Source organism: Pedobacter segetis (genome assembly GCF_016623585.1).
GTDB lineage: Bacteria > Bacteroidota > Bacteroidia > Sphingobacteriales > Sphingobacteriaceae > Pseudopedobacter > Pseudopedobacter segetis.
In genome coordinates this window covers 90226-115198 of sequence record NZ_JAEHFY010000009.1, presented here as the reverse complement: position 1 = coordinate 115198, position 24973 = coordinate 90226, and the positions used below count along the sequence as shown (strand labels likewise).

The following is a 24973-nucleotide window of genomic DNA, read 5'->3' as shown; positions in this document are numbered from 1 at the left end:
AAACCTCATAAGCAACTGATTTATAAGATGTTCAATAGCTAAACATCTTGAATGTGATTGACAGAATTGATATTTTTGTTACACTTTAAATCATTTAATAATGAGAACTAATCTCAACCTTCTTTTTTTCTTAAAAAAGAGAATCAACTACAAAAGCGGTCCAGTTGCTATTTATGTAAGATTTACCGTCGACGGGCAAAGAGCTGAAGCGTCTACAGGAAAAACCTGTGACCCCAAAAAATGGAATTCAAAAGCAAGAAGAGCATCAGGCACAAAAGAAGACGTTAAAAGTTTGAATGCTCATCTGGACGGGTTACAATCGCAGATTTTGGAAATGCACAAGTGGATGGTTTTAAACGAAGAACATATTACTGCTGATAGCTTAAAAAACAGATTTGTCGGGAAAGGTGAAAAGGTCAGAACTTTGCTGTCTGTTTTTGAAGAGCATAATGAAAAAATGAGAAGTCTAATTGGAAGGGAGTTTGAAAAAAGCACTCTTCAACGATATGAGACCGCCTTAATGCACACTCGTGATTTTATGGAATGGAAATATAGTATTTCTGATATTCCGGTAAGCAAAATCAATTTCGAGTTTCTAAATGAATTCGAGTATTATTTAAGGAGCGTTCGCAACTGTGCAAACAATTCAGCAATAAAATACATCAAGAACTTAGGAAAGATTGTACGCATCTGTTTAGGAAACGGATGGCTAACTGTAGACCCGTACCTAAACTACAAACCGAAAACTAAGAAAGTTCATCGGGTAGTTTTGAACGAAGACGACTTGATTAAGCTTGTAGAGAAGAAGTTTTCTATTGAAAGGTTAGATCAGGTTAGGGATATATTTTTATTCAGTTGCTATACTGGATTGGCTTATGTAGATGTGAGAAAACTGAAACGTTCGGAGATTGATAAAGGTATTGATGGAGATCTATGGATACATACGCATAGACAAAAAACAGACAGCCTTTCAAGAATACCATTACTACCTACCGCACTTTCAATTATTCAGAAATATGAAGAGCATCCTCAATGTATAGTAGATGATTTATTGTTGCCGGTTATCAGTAATCAAAAAATGAATGCGTATTTAAAAGAGATTGCGGATGTGTGTGGGATTGATAAGTTGCTAACCTTTCATATCGCTAGACACACTTTTGCAACTACTGTGACACTTAATAATGGTGTCCCAATAGAAACAGTCGCTAAGATGATGGGGCATTCTAGCATAAAGACAACACAAATTTATGCAAAGGTGCTGGATCATAAAATAAGTGATGACATGGCGGTTTTAAGGAGTAAGTTGGGATAAATATAGAGTAGAAGACTTAGAAGCTTTGAGTCGGAAGAACACTGGCTTTCGATAACAACTAATTCCACTGCGAAGGTATTCTCCATAGGGCTAATGGATGTCGGTAAAAACCTAACTTCGAATATCACTTAGAGCAATCTAGAGAGCCGGGATTTTCCGGTAGCGGTTAATACAATCACTGGTTGAATAATATCGAGAGCAGGCAACTAAGCCCGGGAAGATGCAACACGAGCAAAATTGACTTGCGAGGGAAATACAGATAATACATCAAAAATTGATATTATTAGATTAATATTTATATTACATAGTTGCGATATTTATTGAGCGCTATAAATAACATAATATGAGTTCGAATAATAAGTCTTATAACAACTTACCTGAAATGCTTAATGCAGCACAGGTTATGGGTAAATTTCAAAATATCCATAACCTGATTCGGAAAGACTACATGCAACTACTTGATTTAACTGAATCCTACAAGGAGGTTCAGGTAAATTTTGACGCACTTTACCGGGCCAGTTTAAGAAGCTTGTTTTCTTTAATAGAAGCAGATATTTCAGGGCTAAACACTTTGGACGGATATTCAGGATTTGATGACAGAAAACACTCGTTGATCTTCAAATTTAAGAAAACGTATAAACAAATAGCAAAGACCTGGAATAAGGAAGAAATACAACAAAGATATTTTTCGGCGAAAATTGAAGCGCTTATTGCTCTTAAACAAATGCGGGATGAACTCGTGCATCCAAAAGATGAAACTCACATACACTCTGCAAGTTTGGAGTCATTTGAAAAACTTAAATCTGTATTTAAAGATTACGACGATTTTGTAAATGATTTAATGAACAACTTTTTTGTAAGTGTTAGTATCCCCATAAACTGGAACAGTATATAGATGAATCAAATTATAAATGATTGATGGGAAAAACTATTAACAAAATTCCGCCTCACGTTCTCGAAGCAATATGCCGGGCACTCGGTAGTATAAGAGACGGACTATCAGGAACGGACATAAATAAATATCTTAATGATTGCAAAATTGATAATCCAACGCCTGATATAACGAAATGGAAGCGAATGGTAAATGCCTTAGATCAAAAGCAACATTATGCCGGAAACTCAAACGATATACTTAAGTTTATCCAATTGTCAATTCATCCGTCACGATTTTTAGCTTTTGGACCGGATTACTTTTCTGAGATCGTAACTTCTGTAAACCAACCGTTATCGTTTATCGGCCTAGAATATGGAACCGATGGAAAGTTTAGGAATATCGTAGTTTCCAAGACAATAGACGATGCTCAAAAACGTGCAAATACATTATAGCAAAAGCTGGAGCAACGAGAAGTACATTCTGATATTTACAAATATTGCAAAGCAGAGCTTTTGGTCAATAATTATTTTCACGCAGTTTTTGAGACGACTAAGGGTGTTGCAGACAGACTAAGATATCTGGCAGATTTAAAAACAGATGGTGGCGCATTGGTTTCAGAAGCATTCTCCTCAACCAAGCCAATGCTTATCATTAACAATTTTACCACCGAAACTGACATTAGCGAACATAAAGGATTTGCTAATTTACTAATCGGCTTTTTTGGAATGTTTAGAAACACGACTGCTCACATTCCCAAAACTAACTGGGTAATGACCGAACAAGATGCACTTGAAATCATGACTATCGCATCGTTATGTCACAGAAAATTGGATAAAGCTCATAAAATACGGTAATTTGCTATTAATCTTGATCCCGATTTAGCTCTATGTAGTACAGAAAATCAGTAAGATCTTCGAGGCTTTCATGAATTTCGGTAAACCGTTCCACAAAGTTTTCAAGGTCGATCTCTACATTCCCAATTTGGTCTACGTAAAAGTGATTTTCATACTTGTTATCAAAAGGATAACGAGAGAAATCCATTTTGTCCTTTTTGCCGGTAGCATTTGTCTTTGCAAATAGTTCCTCAATATAATTATCTAAGCCCTGCGTTTTCTCTAAAAAACCCTTTAAACTGATATCGCCACCGTAATTTTTAATTTTCGAACGGACAGTAGCATAAATCTGTCTGATGTTATGCAACCCCTCTATTCGTGTTTCTTCTCCCATCTTTTTGTTTAGCATCCAGGTCAGTGCTTTTAGATATAGTTCAATACCATGATTGGCATTCGTCAAAATTGGGAAAATAAGTATGTCCGCTGTTTTATCATCGTTATTGTGCAAAGCGAGCTTGGCAAGTTCGATAGCTGACGTCATAAAACCATCTGCTAAATTGAGTATGTTTAATATGTCACTCCACTTGTCGATTCGCCAGTTTAGAAATGCTATTTTCGTGTAGTCCTCGTTTCTTGAAAATATAGGCTGCATAGGGTTGTTTATAAAATTATTACCGATTGCCTATCTTTTGCTACGCAGACACCTTCTTTCACAATGTAGCACTCTACAAAATGGTTTCCTTTAAAACTAGTAGGTTCCTTGTGAGTATCGCCACCGGGAACTATCTGACCTCTGATACAATCAGTTTGCATAGCGTATTCACCACGGTTCAAAGTTTTCCAATAGATTGTATAAGGCTGAGGGACATTAACGTTTTTTATTGAAAAGGTTATCCACCGGCCTTTGCCTACTTTATTACCTTGGGTATTGAGATCGTAGTTTCTGTGTCCATCTTTTTTATCTACTCGGCCATTTAAACGAACTCTGTAAACCGGATTTATTCGAAGTGGAAATCCTAAGTCGGCTATTTGTTGTTCCGTATTATTGAAGGATACGAGACCTCTATTTGCTGCGTTTTGATCCTGGGCCTTGGTCTCAGGTTTTTTAAAGCAATCGCCAAAAATATCCTGCCACTTACTAACACTTTTATCAAGCTCAGTTTCTTCATACGCATCAGTAATTTTGTCACTGTAATAGATCATTTTACTTCTAAATATGGCCCAACCTGCCTGATCCCATCTGTCACCAAAATTTTCTTCCGTTTCCCCTGGATCTGCAATGGTTGGCATATAGTAATTACTTTCAACATAGGATTTCAGTTTTTTCATAACAGTATATAACGCCGTAGGAATATCACTGTAACAGTTTTCGTCTTCAAGGAGGGCGGCATCATTAACCTGTTCCCCAAGAAGTGTATTTAGAATTATGGATTTGACAGAAAATGTACGTTTGTAATCACGGATATATTTAATCAGCCGAATTACTTTTACAAAATGATGTTTGGTTATCCGGTTGCGCTCATCAAGCCATTCAGTATATTTTTCCGGATTAGTCAGCTCAAAAGTATTATCATGGCGATTAGTTACATATTTGTCCCCGTGCCGTTCGATAAAAGGGACGATATCGATATGAAAATCATTAGCGTAGTTTATAGTAACGCAACGGGTTTTTCTGCTTACTTTATCTCTGTAGGTGCTATTGTCCCTAAAAAACTGATATAATTCCTGTACATAGTTTTCCGCTTCCCATTCAGTAAATTCTTCAAGATATAAGAGTATATCTGCGTCAAATTCGTCGGTATCTTTAACAGGTTTAATAATAGTTTTATGTGCATAGGAGCCTTGTGGAATCACATCGATAAAGTTCTCTTTGAATTTATCGCTTTCATTTAAAACGTTTGTGATTGTTTCTGTTCTTTCGTCCAAAAGTGTAATTCTGCCTGGATTAAGATTAACTTCCTTATCGAGGAAACTTTTAAAGTAATTCGTTAATTTCATTTAGCGTTTATTGTTATCGTAGGTTTATAAATGGTTGCTGATAAATCATAAATCGTAATTGCAGGCTGCGCATCACGCATAAGCCCGCGTCCGCAAGAGATAGCCGCTGCAACAGGTGTCGCCGCAAATAGGTGGATAGTGTCGCAACTTTTGTGAATGGTTTCCAGTCTGCTCAAAAAGTCATGGTAGCATTTACCGAAGTTTTCATAAGAAGCTTTATTCCTTAAAATATTTCTGTTCGGAGTTGTTATGACAGGTTTTAGCTCATAAACATTAGAGTCTTCAAGCACTTCTGTCGGCAAGTTTTCTATATCAATACTTCCGCTTAGAGACAGAATCAAAGCGACTTTACTCGTTTGGCTTTCTTTCAGCTGTATGACTTCGAAAGTCTCGATTTTCTCTTTTTCAGACCACATCCAGGTTTCTTCGTCCCCGCGGTGTTTCTGATAAAGAGAGGTCGGTATCTTGTCATCAAGCTTGTATCCCAGATAAATTAGCAGGGGTATACGACTCAGCGCAAATACAGAAATGTGCCGCACCTGACCTTTTTCTACTCCCCCTATAAGAGGACGTAAGCACTTGTCAATAATGCTTTGACCCATTGACCAATACGCTTCCCAGTTATCTTCTGGGTCAGGCATAAGGTTTAAATCTATCTCAATGCCATGCTTGTCAAAACTATCTATAAACATTGCGAACTTTTGCTCACTATTAAACACCACATTTCTCGCATGTTCTTTAGAAACCTCTACGGTGGCACCTCTTATCCCACCCAGCATTCTTAAAACCACGCTTTCAGAATCGATTTGGAGTGCTGTTAAGTGATATATCCTATGCTCATGATTCGCTTTGTGCTGCATCAAGCGCTCTAATGTAAATTCCTCTAACAAAGCTTTGGTATCTACGATCTTATGATGGTCAGCGCATAGCAGTACAAGATTATCGACTGTGTTTCTATCCTCCAATGCAAGTTCTGCTTGACCACGTGGCGATTTAGCTGCTTTGCTCCATCCAACAATGTGCGCCATTTCACCAATTGATACATCAAAATTGAGATCAAGTAAATATTTATTGCAAATGGCACATCTTCCGCCTGAACGTACCCACAACTTTACTTCATCTTGCTTTTTTATATTTAGCCTTTTTGAAACAATATGGCCTTCAAGTTCAATAGTATCAGTTTCTTCGCTCATAAGCCGTTAATTTATTAAAACACTAATTTACTAAAATATTTAGCGAGAAGTATTGCGAATTATTAACATTAATGCAAAGTTATAATACTGATAGCTAGAGCCTCTGAAACGCTCTGTTTTGTCTATTGACATTGGTAAGGACAACCTTCTTGACAGAGCATGGAATCTTGTTTTGTCTCTGGCTCATGTGTAATTCGACAGGGCAACCAAATCTATTGCCAATCTTACCGGTAATCTTGAGTTAAGATTCTTCAGCGAGCAATTGACAGATCCTAATTACTGCGCCGTTTTTATCCGACATCAAAAACCGTAACAAATATATAGCGGAGCTAATTTTGCGTTTAAAAAGTAGTTTGTAAATTGATTCTGTAAGTAAGAAAAGCACATTTTGACTCATAATAGGATGGTCAGGCTAGAAGGCTCATAATCTTGAATTCGCATCCTGAAGACAATAATTTCTTTTTCTAGTCAAAATTATTTAATAAAAAGAAGTGGAGTCCAATCGTGTTTAGAAATCCATTTTAATAGGAGCGGATTCCAAACAAATTTAGCTCGTCCATACCTTTCAACTTAATGAAACAAAGCTTTCTATTTCAACTCGTAAGCCCCCAAAAGCGCAAAGCAGAATGGATGTCAAGTCCAAACCTGCCTTATAAATAAAACAGAAAATAAGGTTTGTTCATATAGACTTTACTTCCATGTTGCGTGGCTTAAATTCGCTATTGAGGTGAAGTGACACACACCAATCCATGAAAATTTGATCTTTCCAAAAGCACTAGTTCAAATCCTTATGTAAGGTTGAACGGCATTTTAGAACCTAGGGAGATTTTTAGAACAATAAATTCTTTCATATTTGACTAGTCGGTTTCATTGTTCAGTTTTAACTATGGTATTAATTTTAGCCTATTTCTAACCTTACCAACTACCTCGCCATTACGAAAACCGCTGTTAGCTGCTACCTTTTTGTTTTTCGTGTTGATTGTTTGTCCGTTTTGTGGTAGGATAGACACGTTCTTTGCCAAGCTTTGGTTTGTGCAACTTGGCAATGTGTGTGGCTGTGAAGCTTTGATATTTTTTTAATTTATCTTTTAGTTGGAATCCTTTTATTCTGTTTAGTTTTTACATTGGTGTCTTTCGTTTACTTTATTTCATTTTCGGTATTACTTTCTTTAAATGATTCAATCAAGTTTTTCAATTCCTTAATTTCGTTGTTTGTATTTGCCTTTTCTTTCTCAAGCCATTCTAGAATATTTTTTAGTTGCCATTTTATAACAGTGTAGTAACCCCAATCTTTGGGTGGGTTTTTCTCATAATACTCTTTCAGAATTGCATATGTTTTTATGCAATCATCTAAACAGTGCTGTATTTCTTTACCCGAGTTAAATTTTATTGCACATCTCTTTGCAATACCGCCTAAATCGCCTTCAGTTGTAATAAAATCGCCTATTGTTAAGCCACCTAAAAACCACCTGTCAAGTTTATTTATTTTCTGCAAATTAATTAGTAAGTAGCAATATTTCTGTAATACTGTCCTTGCTGCAATGTGCTTTTCTTCTATCAGGTTTGTGAAAAGAGATGGTAAAATATGACGGGCATCGTGACCTTCAACAAAAACATTTTTTTCAAAAGCTCTATAAGAGTAATCGCAAGTAATATTCGCGGCATTGATGTAAAAATAAGTTTGTTTGTAAATACCCACACTCTTTAAGTCTAGCTTAAAACTTAAGTCTTGAATTTCTTCAAAGCATTTATTGATTAAATCGGGTTTGTTTAATGAGATACCTTTGTTAATTAGGTATGTAAAACTATTCATTAACTCTACAGCAATTTCTCTCCAATGATCTTCCTTTCTAAAATCTTCTTCTAAATAATCTTTAGGATACTTAAAATCTTTTTCAAAGGACTTTCTATAACCGTGAAAGAAATAAATCTCCTTATCATCCGCCATATTTTCCAAAACCTGGTTTTGAATGATATTCTTAATAGTTAAAATGCCTTCAAAAATTACCTCTTCGTTGTTGCTATTCAACAAACGATTAAAAAATCTTGTAAAAAATTCTTCTCTAAATTTCTTGTAATGAACAGCCGTTTCTTTTCTTTCAATAAGTTCATCATATATTCTGCTGATAGAATTCCAAATGCTTCTAAGAATTACAGAGCTATTTGGCTGTTCTGAAACCAAATCAATGATTTGAATATAAAATGAAATTAGCCTTTTTATTATGTATTCTTTATTATGCTTATTTTCTTCATCAATAATTAATCGGCACAAATGCAAACTAATTTTTTGAATTAAAGCTTGTGCTTTAAAATTTTCAGAAACGGAAATAAGATTCAATACGATTGTTTCAACTCTAATTAAGTGGTCATTTTCAATTATTTCCGCTTGTTCATCAATATTTTTACTTTCAGATTCCTTAATCAATATTGTTTTAAGATTAATTTTTTGTAGTTCATCATTTGCCAATTTTTCAGGTCTAAGTGAAGAAAACAGATTAAATGCGATTAAAAAAAGTGAGACTATTACGCCTATAAACAGAAAACAATTGTAATAGATTATAGTAACTTGGTCACTTGTCAGATTGGTGTTTGGTATTAATAAACTACTTAAAAAAGAAAAGAGTATAACAGTGACTGTAGTTGCTATAAAATAAGCATTAGGACCTTTTTGGATTAATGATTTGCTGAAATCAATTCCGGATTTTTGTTTAAAAAATTCATAGGCAACCAATGAAACGGTAATGTAAACCCCAATCAATGAAACCAAAGAACTTATGATTAGGTTAAACGTTTCATAAATCTTTGTATAGCTTGATATTTTAAGATAATCAGGAATTACTTGAAATGGAAAATAGTAAAGCACAAATCCAAAGAGAAAAATGACAAGGAATGGATATATGATATACCCATACTTACTAATTTTTTGCTTCCACTTTAAAAGTTTGTTCATTTACCTTCAATAATTTTTATTTCTTCTTCTGTCAATTCGTAAAGTTTGTAAACCAATTGGTCTATTAGGTTTTCTAATTCTGATGTTTCACTATTCTTGTCACTTGATTTTAAGTTTAAAATTTTTGAAACGATGTGTGAAATATCATTATTCGAGAATTGAATATTCGGTAAAGGCAAAGAATTAAATTCTTTGACTTTAATTTTTGGAAATAGTTGGTCAAACTCATTATTGATGTTTTGAAAATACCAAAAAAGTAATTTTGAATTTACGATGCCTAAATAAAACAAAATGTTTAGTTCTTCCTTTGGTTTAGCAATATATGCTGTCTGATCAACTACAAAGGTTTCCCTGACGTATGAAGCAATAAGTGATTTTTTTGCTGGGATTTGTCGGATTAGTATTTTGTCACCTTCAAAAAATTCCGGAACTCTCGGCTCAGCTAACCAAACTCCATAACTTATGTATTCGTTGTCCCAAGTAAATGAAAACTTTGAGAGGTTTTTACCCCTTAATTCAGGCAGGTAAGTGTCATTGATTTTAGTCTTCGCATTAAAGACTTTCCCTTTTACTTGTTCATCCTTTTGTTGTGGTTTTCCTTTTCCAACTTGATATTCTTTAATACCTGAAATAGTATTGAATAAATCTGAAAGTTTAACCGATTTATTAAGAATTTTTGAAATTATATCTTGCCTTTGAGTATCAATTGTAACAGTAAAATTGTTGTTCGGGGTATTGTGAAAAGCATTTGAATCAAAATTGTTTGTGAAATAGAAGCTTCCTTTTTGTGCCACAAAATACTGGCTTATTGATTGAAATCGTGGTTTATTAAAAATGAATATCAATACTTCAACTGACGCCTCTTCAAATACATCATCTTTAATTTCAATAATTTTATCTATTGAGAAATTTTCAAGGATAAACTGCCTTAATCTTGCGTTATTTTGATTTGCTAAAAATGCATTAGGAACTATTAAAGAATGAATGCTTTGTTTGTTTGATATTTCAAAAGACCTTTCGATGAATAAGTGGTATAAGTCTAATTGATTTTCTGATACTTTGTAATTATTAAAATAATAGTTTCTAACTTGGTCTGATTCGTCTCTAACTCTTAAATAAGGCGGATTTCCAATCACTACATCAAAGCCAATAAAATCTCCATCATCATTTAGCACTTCAGGAAATTCAAAACGCCATTCAAAAGCGTTTTCAAAAATCTTGTTGGCTTTTATATCTTCTATTTCGGTTTCTAATTTTTTGGTTTCTTCGGTTAGTTGTAATACTTTTTTGTTCCAAACCGCTTTTTCCTTTTTGCCCATTTCAAAAAGTTGCGTCTGTTGTGTCATCTGGAACAATTCGCCCGATAGTTTTCGTAGCTTTTTGGCTTTTGGGTCGTTTAAAGAGATTTCACTTCTAAAATCAGATTTTATATCCGCAATCAGCCGTTCCATTTCTCTTTTTTGCTCCTTGTTTTCGGCATTTCGATAGGTATCAACCGCTATACGGTAACTGTCTATGGTCCATTTGCATTTGCTTTTTTTGAGGGCTTGGCTTAAATCAGCATCAATTGCAAAACGGCTAACTAATGAGTTTCCGCATTTTATATTGATATCAATATTAGGGAGCGTTTCTAGTTCTGTAGCATTTTTATAATAAGCATTTTTCAAAAGCTCTATCCACAAACGTAAACGGCAAATTTTAACGGAATTCGGGTTAATATCTACTCCAAAAAGACAATTTTCTATGATGGTTTGCTTCTCGTGAAATAGTGTTTCTTGTATGCGTTGGCTTTCTTTATGGGTAGGATGATAGTCGAAAAGTTCTCCTTCCTCATCGGTTACAATCAGTTCATCGTTCACTACCTCTACATGGTATTCTTTTAAGCGTTTACCGGTACGGTCTGATAAGATTTTCAGATCGTTTTTTACAGCAATCATTTCATTTAGTGCCGAAACCAAAAAGTGACCAGAACCTACAGCTGGGTCGCAAATTTTAATGCTGTTTACGATATCATTTGCTTCTTTGCGGTCTTCTATTTTATCGTAGAGTTCTTTAATGCTTGTGCAGTTCCATTTTTTTGTTTCGTTGAATTTTTGCACTACCGATTTGCGAATTGTTTCACGGCACATGTACATGGTAATGAAGCCTGGCGTAAAGAATGAACCATCTTTGTAGCCGTTTATTTTCTCGAATATTAAGCCAAGAACAGAAGCATTAATTAACGATTTATTATCTTCCTGTATTTCTTCCGAGCCTTCGCTTGTAAAATCGTAAGCGTTTAAAAACTCGAACAAGTACTCTAAAGTAGTTAGCTTCCCAGTCCGCTTTTTGCCTTGGTCGTTTTTAAGTACTGTTGATGCGATAACCGGAATTGTTTTATCATCCTTTAAATTACTGATGAATAAAGTGACTTGCTCAATTTCTGTTGGCTCAAACAGCGAACTATTTAAGTAAGGGACTTTTTCAAACGCTTTTTTTACGTCTTGATTTCTATCCTCATATTTACGAGCCAAAACCTGAAAGAACAGGCTGTTTAAATCATCATAGTTTTTGATTTTATCTATACTTAAAAACGCATAAGTTTTATCGCCTTTATGGTAAGTAATGAGTTGTGCTTCTAATAATTTGAGGAATAAAATTCTGTTTATCCAAGTAATACTTAATTCAAGTCCTACATTAAATAAGCGTTCTTGCTGAGTTGTTCCAAATTGGTTGGGGCGGTCTAACCGGTTTATTTTGTCTAAGCTATCTAATTGGATGATGGCATCTTCTAATATACTTCCCGAATTTCTCTCGCCCTCTTTATTCCGTTGAATTAGCTTTTTACTGCCTTCCTTGGTTTCTGTTAACCCAATAATATGTAATAATTCGCTGTAAAATCTTTTGTCTAAGCTATTGCTGTCGTTGGTAAAAGGAAGTTTTAGAAGATGTTCTGCAGAAAGCAATTTGAATAAAGCAATCAGTTTGTTATCGTCCTGCTTATCCGCATTGCGAAGTGGCTTTTGATAATCTTGTAAATCAAAATAGGTAAATTCTATTTCTGTTTTTATATCAGCAATGAATGGTTCTGCAATTTGTTTATAGAAAAAATCGGTTTTGGTGTCAGCCAAACGTCCGCCTTCAAAGTCGTTGAATTGCTTTACCAGATTTTTGTTCTGAGCAAAAAGCCTATCGAATAAAGTAGCATCAAAAATGAACCATTCATTGATATTGGTGGCAATGAGATATTTTACTTCAAGGTTTTTGTGTGTTATTCTTTCCCGTAAATAATAAAGGACTAATTCCTGAAATGCTTTTACATTCAGTTTTTTAGGGGTAATCATCTCCGCCTTATTGGTCGGTTTTTTTGCTTCAATAATTACACCTACAGGACTGCTTGCGTTGTTTCCGTTATGGATAACCAAATCGTTCCTGCCTTTAGTATTAATGAAATGATTTGGGTCGTAATAGGTTTTCTTCAAAAAATCAATGACCAGGTTTTTATGGAACTCTTCGGATTCGGTGTCATTTGTCCTGTCGAGTAATTGGATAAGATTTGTTTTGAAACTTTCAATTTCAGTCCTGTTCGGTTTTACTTTTAAAAAGGCCTTGTTTAATGCCTTCCGTGGTTTCAATTCTTTTATTTCCATTTACTTCTGTATCGGTGTTGCTAAGATAGTTTTTAATGTATAATTTTTTTTGGTTTGTAAATGAAATTCAAATGTTGATACCATTTATAGCTCTTAAAACCAGTGTTGACATTTGTTTTCGAGTTTAACACGATGACAGCAATAGGAGAGAATTTTTTATACTACTCAAATGGGGAAGAAAATTACAGAGAATCCATCCCAAGTCAAACACCTGCCCCTCTTTTAGTGGCTTAAAGGGAAATAAGGTGTTTTCCAAATGTGTTTAAAAAGGACTACATCAGTCCTTCATCTACAAAAGAATAATATCCTTCCGAGGTCATGATGATATGATCCAAAACTGCAATGTCTAAAAATTCCCCACCAGCTTTCACTTTTTTGGTTAAGCTAATATCAGCCTGACTGGGTCTCAAATTCCCCGAGGGATGGTTGTGCGATAATATCAGACTTGAAGCACCAGCTTTCAAAGTAGCTCCAAATATGATTTTCGGATCTGCAACGCATCCCGCAATTCCTCCGGTAGAAATATCAACGATTCCCAGTACCTTGTTTGCCCTGCTCAGCAATACCACTTTAAATTGTTCCAATAAATCAATTTTACGGCTGTCCCAGTTCTGTGATAAGATGTTGTAAATATCTTTTGATGAAGTGACTTTTGGTCTTTCTGAAGCTTTAAATTTTGGGGTGTAGGATATACTGATCTCTGCCACTTGAAATAAACTGATTTGATGTTGATTTTCCATAATCTTTATTTTTTTGAATTAATTATGGTGCCCTCAGTCGGTAAAAGGAATAACCGGGGCAAGGTGGAGATGAATAAAAATGCGGAGGGACCCGATGGAATCGGGATACCCATTTTTTTCATACGAGCTTGGCGAAGCGGACCACGGTTCTTCCTTTTGCCGAAACTTGCCAGTTAATTAATCCATTGAATAAAGATGGATCGATCAGGTATCATTAGGATGTAGCTCTTTGGAGGCAATCGCCAGTTTGTCCAAGAAATCCATCAAGTGGTAAAGGTCTTTCAGGTAATCGTTGAAATCCTCTGGCAAGTCATCGTTCTGATAATAGAGGTAGACCAATAGTAGTTTTCTCAAGTTTCTGTTCAGCCTTGCGGGAGGTACTAATATCATGAAGATTTTGAACTCTTCCATGATGTACTTTGGTTTTTCCCTTATGTTCTCATTTTTATCCTTTCCTTTATCTTGGAAGGAAAATGACCTAATAACATTTGAGTTTTACCAAAGATTTACTCATATCATTAATAGTTTAACAGATTTAGAGACACTAATAGAAGTGGTTTTTTGAATTTTGGAAGAAACACTGTTTATGCATATGAATCTCTAGGCTTAATATCCGTTACATTAAACATATCTTGTGATTCTGAAAACAAACTCGCTTGGAGAAAAGACCCAAATATTAGTAGGGTTAGCCATAGAAAGTTAACTGACTGGGGTAAGATGACAAAAATATTTTATTAGAAAAACCAATAGGTACTAATAGCTAATTATATTAATTCTACTTTTAAATAAAAACCAACAATATGAATGTTAAATTCCAAGGTGAGTATAAATCTTTAAAAGACTTTGAATGGTTAGATATTCCACAACTAGCTATATTAACGGGTTTGAATGGAACAGGAAAAACTCAGTTACTATATCTGATTTCTCAATACTACCAGTCATTAACCCATAATACTCAATTTAAAAACACATATTCAATTAATAATACGACAAAAATAACTATTGAGAACGTTGACTTTATTAAATCTGGATTACTACAGTGGCATTCAAGGGGAGGACATTTTTCTTTCGAACATAATAAATTCGGTTTTCAAGATCTTAAAAAGATTTGTGAATTCTTAATAAATTTTGTTGATCCACACAAAAATCCCAGATTTATCGATGCTGAACAAAAGTATCTCAGTGATATAAGCCAGAAAATAAATGATGGAAGTGGATTTGTTGATCCACATCCTGCTTATTCAAGGATTTTTCACACTCTAAATTCTTCTGGTAAACAAATAATTGAAGAGGTTGTTCAGCAATCGGGAAAAAGTATAGAAACTTTGTTACCTGCTGATATTATGATGTTTTTTCCGATAGAAATTGTCACAGAAAATTCCGATTTAATTAGTCAGGATAGTTTGGATATGATTTTCTATATGTATTTATATAAGAAGACCTCTTTAATAAAAAACAATAAGGATATATCAAATTTAGGAGAAGCTCCTTGGGAAATACTTAACAAAGTCATTTCGGCTTCAGGTATTCCTTATAGAATCATGACTCCAGAAATTGAACATATCGAATCTGTTTTTGGAGACCCTCTTAACCAATTGAATCCTTATCAGTTTTCAGCGAAATTAATCGATCCGAATAATAATCAAGAAATAGGAATTGATAATCTCTCATCAGGCGAAAGAGTTATAATGTCATTAGCATTATTGCTATATTATTTTGAATATAGAGGTCTAAAAAAAAGTATAATTATTTTAGATGAAATCGATGCTCATCTACATCCGTCATTAACTAAGCAATTTTTTGATGTTATTCATAACGTTGTCATTAAGGAATATGGTGCTAGAGTAATAATGGCGACTCATTCCCCAAGTACAGTTGCTCTTGCTCCATCTGAAAATTTATTTGTTATAAATAAGGAATCGAACTCAACTAAAATTGAGTCTGTTTCAAAAGACAAGGCATTGAGTATTTTAACATTTGGAGTTCCTTCGCTGAGTATAAGTTATCAAAATAGAAAGCAGGTTTTCGTTGAGTCAAAATATGATGCTGAATTTTATGACCAAGCTTATTCATTACTTAAGCGACAAGTAAATCCGGAAATTTCATTAAACTTTATTTCATCAGGGGTTTCGGGTAGAGGGAATTGTGATCAAGTTATGGACATAGTAAGAAGATTAAATGATTTTGGTAATACCACTATATTCGGCATTATAGATTGGGATTTAAAAAATTCACCAATCAGCCATATTGAAGTGTTAGGATTATGTAGTCGTTATAGTATTGAAAATTATATTTTTGATCCTGTTCTACTAGGGTATTTCTTGTTGAGGGAGAAATTCATTCAAAATGAAGAGCTAGGATTAGATAAGGAGGAAAAATTCTTAAACTTTGGAAGTTTTGATTCTTTTAAATTACAAGTAATTGCAGATAAAATTTTAGATAAAATTAAGCCTAAATTTAAAAAAAGCAGTGACGGCTCAGTAAGAGAAGTGGAATACATAAATGGTATAAAACTGAATTTACCTGTTTGGTTTTTAGAAAACAACGGGCATGATATTGCAGATATTTTAATTTCAACATTCCCTCAACTTCAAAGGTTTAAAGAAGAAAATAGACTTAGAAAGGAAGTTCTAAATAAAACAATATCAGATATTCCAGATTTAATATCTAAAGACATCTTGGATTTATTCATTAGAATTCAAAAAGAGTAGGTCTTGTAATATTTTTTAATAAAACATTTATTAGGATCAATTATCTTGTATTAGAGTTGAATGTTCAAAAGCCTTCTCCATATCTTTCTGAATACTTTTTTTACCATGCTTATACAAATATTTCCACGATCTCCTTATTTTATCATTCTCCAATTGCTCAATTTTAATCTCCTTTTGGTTGTCGCTATCATGGACTCCCCATTTATAGATGTTATTGATAGCAAGTATAACCGTCAACCATAAAAACCATCTACCAAAAACTATCTTATAAAAGAGTTTAGCGTCCTGCTCCGGAAAGAGCAACAACTGGAATTTCTTTGTTATGCTTTTTGGTTGGTTTTCTACAATTGTTTGGATATCCATCAATCCCTTTTGAAGCAATAGCAAAAAAGGCTTGGTATCTGATACTGTTTGTGGCTTGATGATGTGCTTTTCAAAATCCTTGAGTTTTCCTTTCAACTCCCCAGCTGTTTTAATCAGTTCACAAATATGCTGATTGGTACTTTTCTGTTCATCAGCAAACTCCTTTAACACCAGTTCTATAACATCTCTATCCATTTGATTTTATTCATTTGCCATAGCTTAAATTTTAATATGTCCGACCTTTATGTCTGTATTTTTTCTTCTTCGTTCTTTTTAATTCGGCGGGAAGTTCATCAGCGACGATTTCTGTCCTAGTTAGGTCAGTAAGTAACATAGAAATCTGTTTTTCCATGTTTTTGATAATATCTCCCTGATACGCTGTTTTTACCAGTTGATCTGGCTTTGCAAAATCGTGGGATTGCATTTTATCTCTTTGTGGATTTCCGATTCCTGATTGCTCTTTCTGAAGTTGCCTTTTCAGTTCCAGTACCTTCTCAATCTTTGCCAGTGAGAAACCAACTTCGCTCCCTTTGACCTTTACCTTTTTGTCGTCTATAAAAGAGATTCCCCGTCCCTTGATGATCTGATAACCCAGCGATTTCATCTGATTTTCAAATTCACCGTAACTCACTGATTTTTCCAATGAATTTCTGATGTTGTTTTTCAGCTTTTCCTTTCTGCTGTCATGTCTTTGAATTCTTTTTTCGCTGGGCGGAAGAAAAGCCCGTGGGCTCAACACTTCCTGTAAACCATATTGCTTTTCCAACTTTCTGCACAAAGCCGACATCCGTTTGTAGCTGTTCCCATCTTTTGCTGCCTTTCCATCAAAGCCGACACGGTTGGCCGCGATATGGATATGCTGTTCTTTGGTATCCTTATGGAGGACGCAGATGTACTGATGGTCACCCACCCCAAACTCATCGACGGCTGCTCTTCCAATCTCGGAGAGTTGAGCTTTGCTCAGGTTTTCTCCGGGAGCTAAACGGAGCGAAAGATGGAGCACCGGCTTCTCACACCTCCTGCTCAGTTTCTGAACATCACGAAACTGGCTTGCCAGTTCTTTCTTGTTGCCAAAGCACTGATTGTAAAAAAGTACCTCCGCCCGGTTTTGGTGCTGGAGTTTTTCCTCTGCTGAAAGTTTTGCTTTCTGCTCCTCAGTCAACTCTCTTTTATCTTCCAGACAATAACTGATGCAGTGGTAGGCTGATTTCCCTATGGAAACATGACCTATCATCTCAACTTCTCTTTGATCAAAGTGGCTAACTGTTTCACTTCAATAGATTGTACATTTAGATTTGCTCTTTCAATGGCATTCAGTTCCTCCAGCCCATTTCGCTTTTTAGCAATTTGATTAAGATTTGCCGCTAAGTGATTGAGCGTTCCGGTCATGGACAGTACTTCTTTACTAAGGGCTTTGTTCTGTTGATTGATTTTTCCTGTCTGGCCCAGTTCCCTTAAATATTCCGAGGTGTTTAAATGGATAGCTTTTGCCTTGGCTTCGATTACCTTCTTTTCATACGCCGTACATTTGATGGTGATATAGCATTCCTTTTTAATTTTCTTTCTCGGACGTCCTCCCTTGTTTCTTTTATCTTCTTCCATAAGCTTTATCATTGTCTTAAAATTTTTGAATGCGATAGCATGAGAAAATCTTTTCCTTCATCCCCGAAATGCAATGGAGGGGATGGAGGAAAACCGGCGTTTTGGTGCAACCAAAACATAGCTGGCTACCTGCAAAACGGCAAAAGAGATTTCCTTAAATATGAGTTTTTAATAAACTATCATGGATGATGATCTGGCTTCCCTTGAAATGATCATAAGAGGGTTCATAATCTATATAACCGAATGCAGTCAGATCATTGATGCATTTATGATAAGTTGCAGTCGATCGGATCTTGCTGAGTTTCATCAGTTGTCTTCGAGATATCCGGAAAGGAGTGTTGAACCTGCTGCGCTCCCAAAGGGAGAACATGGAGATGTAAAGACAAAGGTGGGAAGGTTGGAGTCGTTTGTCCTGAGTAACAGGGATCAGGAATTGGGTTAAACTAGGCATGACTACCTCCTTCCAAAAGCTTAGTAATGTCCGCCGATTTGTAGTACATAGTCCCCCCGATTTTGGTGTATCTGAGCGTTCCGTTGATTCGGAGGTTCTGCAAAGTCCCTGGAGAGATGTTCAAGAGCTTTCTGACCTCTGTACTTTTTAGCCATTGCTTTGATTGGGACTGGCTAACAGGTTTTACCAATTTGGTGATCTCTGAGAGTAACTCGGACTTGAACAAAACTAGGTCTTCTTTGGTGATTATTTCTACTGACATAGGTAATATGTTTTAGATGAACAGATGCCAGAAGCGAATGAATAAATCCTGATAAAGGTTAAGCGGTGCTTCTGGATAACGATACAAAAGTCAGTAGGAAAGGGTGGATTTGCATGACCAACAAAGTCGTTTGGTCATGTGCAATGAGTAAACAACGTTAATCTTGTTTTTTGTACGGAATGATTTTGAAGATTTTATCTTCATCAGCAACATCGGAACCTTTGATCAGCTTGGTGTTTTTATTGGCAGGAAAATAATTTCTGGCGGTATTTATCGGGATTTCTTTTTCTCCGTGAAGGAAATATTTGGAGAGCATCTTGTACCAGGGGCTCTGCGTCTGTGACCGGAAAAGTTTCCTATCATCAGATAAAGCAAGTTCCTGAATCTGTCTGAATAAATCAATAACCGTGGCCATTTTTCCCTCCATGATACTGATCTTTTCGGCGGATTCGTATTGATTGAGGTCCTTGATTTGGGTTTCCAAATTCCCGATTTGAGTCTTTAAATTTTGAATCTGGTCTTCCTTTTCAGCAAGCAAAATCTCTAACGATTTATGATTGTTCCACTGGTCGATGGAGTGAAGGAATTTTATAAATTGATTACATTTTGTTAATGATTCTTTGTTCGTCACATGCCTTGAACCGAAAGGAGTTTGTTGTTTATAATAATTGATTCTGGTGGTTGTCAGATCATAAACATAGATGAAGAAATCTCTTTTTTCGCCAGCGTTCTCCTTAACAAAATAACCTAAATGATACTGATAGAATGTTGAATATTCCTCTTCGTCCAGCTCATAAAGTTTGAGGAAAAAGAAATTGTCAGCATGTGATTTATAAAAGGTAAAGGGTCTGCCAAGCTCAAATTTGTGTGGGGAAAAATTAAATGGATTGCGGAGTTTGAAGTGGAGGTCGCTCATGCTGTTAGTCGATGCTTTTGACTTTTTGAGCAAAAATCTTTCCAGATAAAAAATTCAACAATATCGATATCTGTATTTATTCTTAAATCCCAATGGGATCGTTTGGGGCAATTCTTATTATTGAGTAATTATCCTGCGCCTCTTTGAGAAATTGATTTTCTAATTCTTGTAAGCCATTTTCTTGACGGGCATATACAAGAATCCGCTCCAGCGAAATAGTATTATGAACCCCATCTGAACAAATAATAAATGAGTCATCTTCGGAATATTGGATAGCTCGATATCCGATACTGGATTCAGAAGGTTTTCCGGATATAGATCTGGTTACGATATGCTTATATTTACCTAAAGATTTCTCTTCTCTTGTACTTTTGGAATCTAAAAGACTATTTATCAGTGTATGGCTTTTTGTCTGAAATAAGACCTTATCCTTATTTATTTGGTAAACCATTACATCTCCAATCCAAAAAATATGGAAGATATTTTTCTCTAAAATAATACCACCTATAGTAGCACCGGATTTAATGTTATTTTTGATATTAAATTGTCGGATAGCCAAATTGGCTTTTTGAGTAGCTTGTTGTACATTTTGCTCATTGATGCCTTCAACATAATTGAGGAACGTGAAAATATTTTCAGACACAATCCTCGCTGCTTCATCTCCTTTCTCGTAACCACCCATGCCATCAGCGATAAGAAAAAAAGAAGCGCCAGACACTAATCCGTCAATACATATAAAATCCTGATTACTTTCTCTTTTTCCTATCCCTGTTAACTGTTGTATTTTCATTCGATTCTTGTTAGAATACTGAGATGTTATGTTCTGATTCATTTGAAGACTCGCAAATTACCCGTTACCATCTAACTTCGTCCTTATTTAAAGTTGACCGCCAACTCCTTTGAATTTTTCTACAAAGGAACTAATTTTTTGAAAAACGCTTTGTTTCTTTGTTAAATACTGTGGATTTAACGGACTCATTTTAGGTAAAATGGCATTCAGCTCCGTACCATTTTCACTAGCAAATTCGCGTTTTAATGATGCAGCTATGTATCTCTTTGTCGCCTCCTCATTTAAATTTTCATCTGTAATTAATTCTGAAGCTTCTATTTTTTGTTTTGCTTGTGCATATTCAAAAAAGGTATCTATAATACTTACTTTATCTTCAACCGTATCAAGATCTGTTTCGTTAATAAAATCCACAACCAAGCTCTCTTTTGCTCTATTGCCAATACTAGCCCGGATAACGCGACGAACTTCTTCTACTAACGCAACTTTATCCTTGGTCTTTTTGTTATGCTCAAAGATTAATTCAAGTATATAGTCTAGGTTTATTTCCTGTGATTTAAGCAGGTCAATCTCAAAAACAACCTCATCCCAGTCAATTTTAGATTCCTCTGCTTCTTTTCCACTTTTTTCTCGTCTTGACCAATCGCGTATATCATTATACGTTGAGCGATAATTTTGAACCGTTCTTTCTGGTAATAGAGCTATTTTTTGCATTACAGCAATATCCTCATCTGTCACAAAATAGGTCTCTTTAAATGCTTCGATAGCCTCAGCATCATTTAAATCAATAGTTTGCAACGCTTTGAGATGTGTAAATTCATCGTAATTCTGTAAAATATTCTCTACCCGCAGGTATTCGCTAAAAAGCTTCGCAAACTCTTTTTTACCTTTCTCCGTTACAATTTCATCTGGATTAGGAAATTTTGTGTTTAAATCATTTACCACATCCGTAAATCCTCTACGAGCTTCTCCTGTAGCAATGTCTGTAAAACCGTCCAAGTACTCTTTGTAGCTCTTTTCAAGCACTACATTTTTGGTGTTTTTATCTCCGAATAAGGTAATAGCATCAATGGTTGATTGTTCTAGATCTCTAAATGTTACGATGTTACCAAAGGTTTTTGTTGCATCATAAATTCGATTGGTACGCGAAAACGCTTGCATTAACCCATGATAGCGTAAATTCTTATCAACAAACAGCGTATTAAGCGTAGGTGCATCAAACCCAGTAAGAAACATACCCACTACTATGATAAGATCAACCTCTTTATTTTTTACTCGTTTAGCTAAGTCACGATAGTAGTTTTGAAATTCTTTGCTTTCAACCCCGTAACTGGTTTTGAACATGGAATTATAGTCAAAGATGGCTTTGGATAAAAATTCTTTTGCACTACTATCCATGGCTGATGGTTCAAAAGTTTCATCAGCAATTTCTCCAATAGCATTCTGTTCCTCGTTGGCAGCAAAAGAAAAGATGGTTGCAATTTTAAGCTTTTTTTCACTTTCTTTTTGTAAGCGATTGAGTTCCTCATAATAACACTTGGCAGCATCCACACTGCTTACCGCAAACATGGCATTAAATCCTTTGTCGCTACCTTGGTTTCTATGGGTTTTTATTCTGAAATTTTGCAAAATGTATTGCGAAATCTCTCTAATACGAGCAGGATGAAGTAACGCCTTTGTGTTTTCTGCAGCGCTCAGTTTTTTCTCATCTTGTTCGGTTTCTATTTTCTTAAACTGTGGACGTACATTGTTGTAATCTACTTTGAACTTCAACACCTTCTCATCCCTAATTGCATCGGTAATCACGTAGGAATGTAATTCGCGACCAAATACACTTGCCGTAGTTTCAGCACCTAAAGCATTTTGAGGAAAAATAGGTGTTCCTGTAAAACCAAATTGATAGAATTTTTTAAACTTTTTATTTAGGTTTTTTTGCGCCTCTCCAAATTGAGAGCGGTGTGCTTCATCAAAAATGAAAACCACTTGCTTTTGATAAATAGCCAAATCGTTCTCATTTTTCATGAGATTGTTTAACTTCTGTATTGTGGTAACAATAATCTTATTATCTTCTTTTTCTATATTTCTTTTCAAACCAGCGGTACTATCGGAACCGTTAACGCTATCAGGCGAAAAACGTTGATATTCTTTCATGGTCTGAAAGTCTAAATCTTTACGATCTACTACAAAGAATACTTTATCAATAAACTCTAATTGCGTTGCTAATCTTGCTGCTTTAAAACTAGTTAAAGTTTTACCTGAACCTGTAGTATGCCATATAAATCCGCCACCTTCTATGGAAGACCATTTTTTAGACTGATACGAACTTGCTACTTTCCATAAAATCCTTTCTGTCGCTGCGATCTGATATGGTCGCATGACTAGTAATGTATCGCTTGTATCAAAAACCGAATAGGTAAGTAATACATTTAAAAGTGTACGTTTTTGGAAGAAGGTTGCCGTAAAATCTTTTAGATCCTTAATCAAAGAATTATCAGCTTTTGCCCAATTCATAGTAAAGTCGAAACTGTTTTTATCTCGTTTTACGGTGTTAGCAAAATAACGGCTGTCGGTACCGTTTGATATAACAAATATCTGTAAATATTTAAAAAGCGAGTTTTCGCTGTTAAAGCTTTCTTTGCTGTAACGATGTAGTTGGTTAAACGCCTCACGGATAGCAACCCCACGCTTTTTAATTTCTACCTGTATCAGAGGCAAGCCATTCACTAAGATGGTTACATCGTATCGATTAGCATGCGTTCCTTTTTGTTCGACTTGTGAAATTACTTGCACTTTATTGCGAACAATGTTCTTTTTATCTACTAAATATATGTTTTGGATGTGACCATCATCAAATACAAAATCGTAAATATAATTATCGTGAATTTTTCTTGTTTTTTCTACCAAGTTATCACTAGGTTTATCCAAATATTCCTCTACAAAACGAATCCATTCCGCATCAGTAAATGCCATATCATTAAGTGCCTGCAATTGCACCCTTACATTAGCTAACATGGTTTGCTGCGTAGTAAGGTTAGTCGGGTTTTCATATCCCTGACTAATTAAATCTTGAATAAACTCCTGCTCAAGAGCATGTTCTGTCTGATAAACAGTAGGTGGTTCATTTACCTCTGAATATTTATTATACTTATCTAAAACAATAAAATTGTTTGATTCTGCTATGGTATTATACTGTGGCATTGTGTACTTCTACAATTTGGTCATTATTAGATTTAAAACGGTAGTTTGTTTTAATTTGCTTTACTAAATATTCTAAAACTCTTTTATCATTATCATGGATTATAGAGGTTTCTTCGCCCGAAAATTTGCCATGACTCGATAGGTTGATTATACGATTGTAATATGCTTCACGTGATTCTTCAGGTAAAAGGTCTCTCCATTTATTGTAGCCTAAAAAAGTGGACATTTTTTCTAGAACATTCCGGAGAAAATTAAAATGATACTTTTGAATATTACCCGATGGTAAAATAGCTTTATCCAATTCAGATAGAAGAAATAAATGATACGAGAAAGGTGAATCACTTGATTGATCGCTCAGTAAAAAAGTACCGTCTTCTAATTTTTCAAAACGCCTTTTTGCACAATGCTTAACTTTATAACCAGAACTTGAATCAGCGTTATTGAATTCATTAAACAATACATTATAAAACAGTGGATTGTGCGTTGTAATAACAAATTTAAGGTCGGATTGATTAGACTTTATTAATTCAGCGATATTCACAGCCAATTCAATCAAGTGTGTATCGTCCAATGAACTTACAGGGTCGTCAATAAATACATACTGCAAATCATTAAATTGGTTTGTTTCCCGGTCAGCTTCCTCTGCTACATTTAAGACATTAATTGTTTGCTCTAATAAACTGTAAAAAACACTCCAGATAAAACAGCTCTCTTCACCTTTAGAGATTTTCACAAAATCTGAACCTGAATCATCTCCCCGTTCAAACGAAAAACGAACTTCAGAAAAATCTTCATTAAAATGAGGTGTTAATTTGTCGCTCGTATAACGTTGGAAATGAGTCGTTATATTTGGCTCTTGGCCTTGCTCTACAAGTACCCACTTAGTATATGCATTAAGTTGGATTTTCAATTTTCTATCAACATCGTTATCCAAATCATTATCCCAATAAAACAAATCCTCGGTGAATGCATTATAGTACATTATCTTGACTTTTGATTCCTCTTCGTCGCTTTCTGGATTTTTGGGAGCAATCAATTTTTTAAACTCACGTGAAAGACGTGTTTTACCAGTACCATTAAACGCATAAATTAATTGCACTTTTTTATTGGAATCCTTTAAAGATTGGGCTATTTCAGTTAATGATTGTGCCATA

Annotated in this window: 21 protein-coding genes; 6 read left to right on the top strand and 15 right to left on the bottom strand. The window is 35.0% G+C overall.

All coding sequences use genetic code 11. The annotated features are described in order from the left end of the window. The first annotated feature begins 100 nt into the window (after positions 1–100). The 4 genes from I5M32_RS07915 (at position 101) to I5M32_RS07900 (ending at position 3040) form a co-directional block, all read left to right on the top strand. Positions 101–1312 (top strand): site-specific integrase, encoded by a 1212-nt coding sequence (locus I5M32_RS07915; RefSeq protein ID WP_200585665.1) that lies wholly within the window; start codon positions 101–103, stop codon positions 1310–1312. A 343-nt stretch (positions 1313–1655) separates the two neighbouring features. After that, a complete protein-coding gene (locus I5M32_RS07910) occupies positions 1656–2207 on the top strand; it encodes a hypothetical protein (RefSeq protein WP_200585663.1) in 552 nt (183 codons plus the stop codon). 23 nt (positions 2208–2230) lie between these two features. Then, entirely contained in the window at positions 2231–2638 is a 408-nt protein-coding gene (locus I5M32_RS07905; RefSeq protein WP_200585661.1) for a hypothetical protein, read from the top strand. Positions 2639–2644: 6 nt separating this feature from the next. Beyond that, a complete protein-coding gene (locus tag I5M32_RS07900; RefSeq protein WP_262895593.1) occupies positions 2645–3040 on the top strand; it encodes a TIGR02391 family protein in 396 nt (131 codons plus the stop codon). Between the two features lie 7 nt (positions 3041–3047). Here I5M32_RS07900 and I5M32_RS07895 read toward each other — a convergent pair whose 3' ends face one another. From I5M32_RS07895 to I5M32_RS07865, 7 genes are all read right to left on the bottom strand, one after another. Next, positions 3048–3671, bottom strand: a complete 624-nt coding sequence (locus tag I5M32_RS07895; RefSeq protein WP_200585657.1) for a hypothetical protein — start codon at positions 3669–3671, stop codon at positions 3048–3050. A gap of 8 nt (positions 3672–3679) precedes the next feature. Further along, a complete protein-coding gene (locus I5M32_RS07890) occupies positions 3680–5017 on the bottom strand; it encodes an SMODS domain-containing nucleotidyltransferase (protein ID WP_200585656.1) in 1338 nt (445 codons plus the stop codon). Continuing rightward, the gene (locus I5M32_RS07885; protein ID WP_200585655.1) at positions 5014–6210 is read right to left on the bottom strand and encodes an SAVED domain-containing protein; all 1197 of its coding nucleotides are present in this window, start codon (positions 6208–6210) and stop codon (positions 5014–5016) included. Before I5M32_RS07885 ends, I5M32_RS07890 begins: the two co-directional genes overlap by 4 nt. A 1138-nt stretch (positions 6211–7348) precedes the next feature. Continuing rightward, positions 7349–9160 (bottom strand): hypothetical protein, encoded by a 1812-nt coding sequence (locus tag I5M32_RS07880; protein ID WP_200585654.1) that lies wholly within the window; start codon positions 9158–9160, stop codon positions 7349–7351. Next, positions 9157–12789, bottom strand: a complete 3633-nt coding sequence (locus I5M32_RS07875) for a DUF7149 domain-containing protein (RefSeq protein ID WP_200585653.1) — start codon at positions 12787–12789, stop codon at positions 9157–9159. Before I5M32_RS07875 ends, I5M32_RS07880 begins: the two co-directional genes overlap by 4 nt. Positions 12790–13061: 272 nt before the next feature. After that, on the bottom strand, positions 13062–13529 hold the full coding sequence (locus tag I5M32_RS07870; protein WP_200585652.1) for a JAB domain-containing protein: 468 nt from the start codon (positions 13527–13529) through the stop codon (positions 13062–13064). Positions 13530–13733: 204 nt separating this feature from the next. Beyond that, entirely contained in the window at positions 13734–13940 is a 207-nt protein-coding gene (locus I5M32_RS07865; protein ID WP_200585651.1) for a hypothetical protein, read from the bottom strand. A 389-nt stretch (positions 13941–14329) separates the two neighbouring features. On the opposite strand from I5M32_RS07865, the gene I5M32_RS07860 reads away from it, so the two are divergent. Continuing rightward, entirely contained in the window at positions 14330–16240 is a 1911-nt protein-coding gene (locus I5M32_RS07860; RefSeq protein ID WP_200585650.1) for an AAA family ATPase, read from the top strand. Between the two features lie 36 nt (positions 16241–16276). Here the strand turns inward: I5M32_RS07860 and I5M32_RS07855 are convergent, their stop codons facing one another. From I5M32_RS07855 to I5M32_RS07845, 3 genes are read right to left on the bottom strand one after another with little or no spacing between them, the layout of a single operon-like run. Further along, complete coding sequence (locus tag I5M32_RS07855; protein WP_200585649.1) at positions 16277–16798, bottom strand: hypothetical protein; 522 nt, start codon at positions 16796–16798, stop codon at positions 16277–16279. 31 nt (positions 16799–16829) lie between these two features. After that, a complete protein-coding gene (locus I5M32_RS07850) occupies positions 16830–17837 on the bottom strand; it encodes a relaxase/mobilization nuclease domain-containing protein (protein WP_200585648.1) in 1008 nt (335 codons plus the stop codon). Further along, complete coding sequence (locus tag I5M32_RS07845; protein ID WP_234461895.1) at positions 17834–18205, bottom strand: plasmid mobilization protein; 372 nt, start codon at positions 18203–18205, stop codon at positions 17834–17836. The genes I5M32_RS07850 and I5M32_RS07845 overlap by 4 nt, the downstream gene beginning before the upstream one ends. Positions 18206–18244: 39 nt before the next feature. Between I5M32_RS07845 and I5M32_RS07840 the strand changes: the two genes are divergently transcribed. Continuing rightward, positions 18245–18394, top strand: a complete 150-nt coding sequence (locus tag I5M32_RS07840) for a hypothetical protein (RefSeq protein WP_200585646.1) — start codon at positions 18245–18247, stop codon at positions 18392–18394. A gap of 254 nt (positions 18395–18648) precedes the next feature. On the opposite strand, the gene I5M32_RS07835 is transcribed toward I5M32_RS07840, so the two are convergent. From I5M32_RS07835 to I5M32_RS07815, 5 genes are all read right to left on the bottom strand, one after another. Next, on the bottom strand, positions 18649–18918 hold the full coding sequence (locus tag I5M32_RS07835) for a helix-turn-helix domain-containing protein (protein ID WP_200585645.1): 270 nt from the start codon (positions 18916–18918) through the stop codon (positions 18649–18651). Positions 18919–19075: 157 nt separating this feature from the next. Further along, on the bottom strand, positions 19076–19834 hold the full coding sequence (locus I5M32_RS07830; RefSeq protein WP_200585644.1) for a hypothetical protein: 759 nt from the start codon (positions 19832–19834) through the stop codon (positions 19076–19078). 82 nt (positions 19835–19916) lie between these two features. Beyond that, entirely contained in the window at positions 19917–20624 is a 708-nt protein-coding gene (locus I5M32_RS07825) for a PP2C family protein-serine/threonine phosphatase (RefSeq protein WP_200585643.1), read from the bottom strand. A gap of 87 nt (positions 20625–20711) precedes the next feature. Further along, positions 20712–23819: a type I restriction endonuclease subunit R gene (locus I5M32_RS07820; protein WP_200585642.1), complete on the bottom strand. Its 3108-nt coding sequence runs from the start codon at positions 23817–23819 to the stop codon at positions 20712–20714. Then, positions 23806–24972, bottom strand: a complete 1167-nt coding sequence (locus I5M32_RS07815) for an ATP-binding protein (protein ID WP_200585641.1) — start codon at positions 24970–24972, stop codon at positions 23806–23808. Before I5M32_RS07815 ends, I5M32_RS07820 begins: the two co-directional genes overlap by 14 nt. Between the last annotated feature and the right edge of the window lies 1 nt (position 24973).

What these genes read in the sequence shown, in the direction of transcription:
- I5M32_RS07865 (WP_200585651.1), bottom strand. Translation starts at nt 13,940, where the DNA reads ATGGAAGAGTTCAAAATCTTCATGATATTAGTACCTCCCGCAAGGCTG.
- I5M32_RS07850 (WP_200585648.1), bottom strand. Translation starts at nt 17,837, where the DNA reads ATGATAGGTCATGTTTCCATAGGGAAATCAGCCTACCACTGCATCAGT.
- I5M32_RS07815 (WP_200585641.1), bottom strand. Translation starts at nt 24,972, where the DNA reads ATGGCACAATCATTAACTGAAATAGCCCAATCTTTAAAGGATTCCAAT.
- I5M32_RS07855 (WP_200585649.1), bottom strand. Translation starts at nt 16,798, where the DNA reads ATGGATAGAGATGTTATAGAACTGGTGTTAAAGGAGTTTGCTGATGAA.
- I5M32_RS07825 (WP_200585643.1), bottom strand. Translation starts at nt 20,624, where the DNA reads ATGAAAATACAACAGTTAACAGGGATAGGAAAAAGAGAAAGTAATCAG.
- I5M32_RS07915 (WP_200585665.1), top strand. Translation starts at nt 101, where the DNA reads ATGAGAACTAATCTCAACCTTCTTTTTTTCTTAAAAAAGAGAATCAAC.
- I5M32_RS07830 (WP_200585644.1), bottom strand. Translation starts at nt 19,834, where the DNA reads ATGAGCGACCTCCACTTCAAACTCCGCAATCCATTTAATTTTTCCCCA.
- I5M32_RS07890 (WP_200585656.1), bottom strand. Translation starts at nt 5,017, where the DNA reads ATGAAATTAACGAATTACTTTAAAAGTTTCCTCGATAAGGAAGTTAAT.
- I5M32_RS07880 (WP_200585654.1), bottom strand. Translation starts at nt 9,160, where the DNA reads ATGAACAAACTTTTAAAGTGGAAGCAAAAAATTAGTAAGTATGGGTAT.
- I5M32_RS07820 (WP_200585642.1), bottom strand. Translation starts at nt 23,819, where the DNA reads ATGCCACAGTATAATACCATAGCAGAATCAAACAATTTTATTGTTTTA.
- I5M32_RS07910 (WP_200585663.1), top strand. Translation starts at nt 1,656, where the DNA reads ATGAGTTCGAATAATAAGTCTTATAACAACTTACCTGAAATGCTTAAT.
- I5M32_RS07840 (WP_200585646.1), top strand. Translation starts at nt 18,245, where the DNA reads ATGAGAAAATCTTTTCCTTCATCCCCGAAATGCAATGGAGGGGATGGA.
- I5M32_RS07860 (WP_200585650.1), top strand. Translation starts at nt 14,330, where the DNA reads ATGAATGTTAAATTCCAAGGTGAGTATAAATCTTTAAAAGACTTTGAA.
- I5M32_RS07895 (WP_200585657.1), bottom strand. Translation starts at nt 3,671, where the DNA reads ATGCAGCCTATATTTTCAAGAAACGAGGACTACACGAAAATAGCATTT.
- I5M32_RS07885 (WP_200585655.1), bottom strand. Translation starts at nt 6,210, where the DNA reads ATGAGCGAAGAAACTGATACTATTGAACTTGAAGGCCATATTGTTTCA.
- I5M32_RS07875 (WP_200585653.1), bottom strand. Translation starts at nt 12,789, where the DNA reads ATGGAAATAAAAGAATTGAAACCACGGAAGGCATTAAACAAGGCCTTT.
- I5M32_RS07905 (WP_200585661.1), top strand. Translation starts at nt 2,231, where the DNA reads ATGGGAAAAACTATTAACAAAATTCCGCCTCACGTTCTCGAAGCAATA.
- I5M32_RS07835 (WP_200585645.1), bottom strand. Translation starts at nt 18,918, where the DNA reads ATGTCAGTAGAAATAATCACCAAAGAAGACCTAGTTTTGTTCAAGTCC.
- I5M32_RS07845 (WP_234461895.1), bottom strand. Translation starts at nt 18,205, where the DNA reads ATGGAAGAAGATAAAAGAAACAAGGGAGGACGTCCGAGAAAGAAAATT.
- I5M32_RS07870 (WP_200585652.1), bottom strand. Translation starts at nt 13,529, where the DNA reads ATGGAAAATCAACATCAAATCAGTTTATTTCAAGTGGCAGAGATCAGT.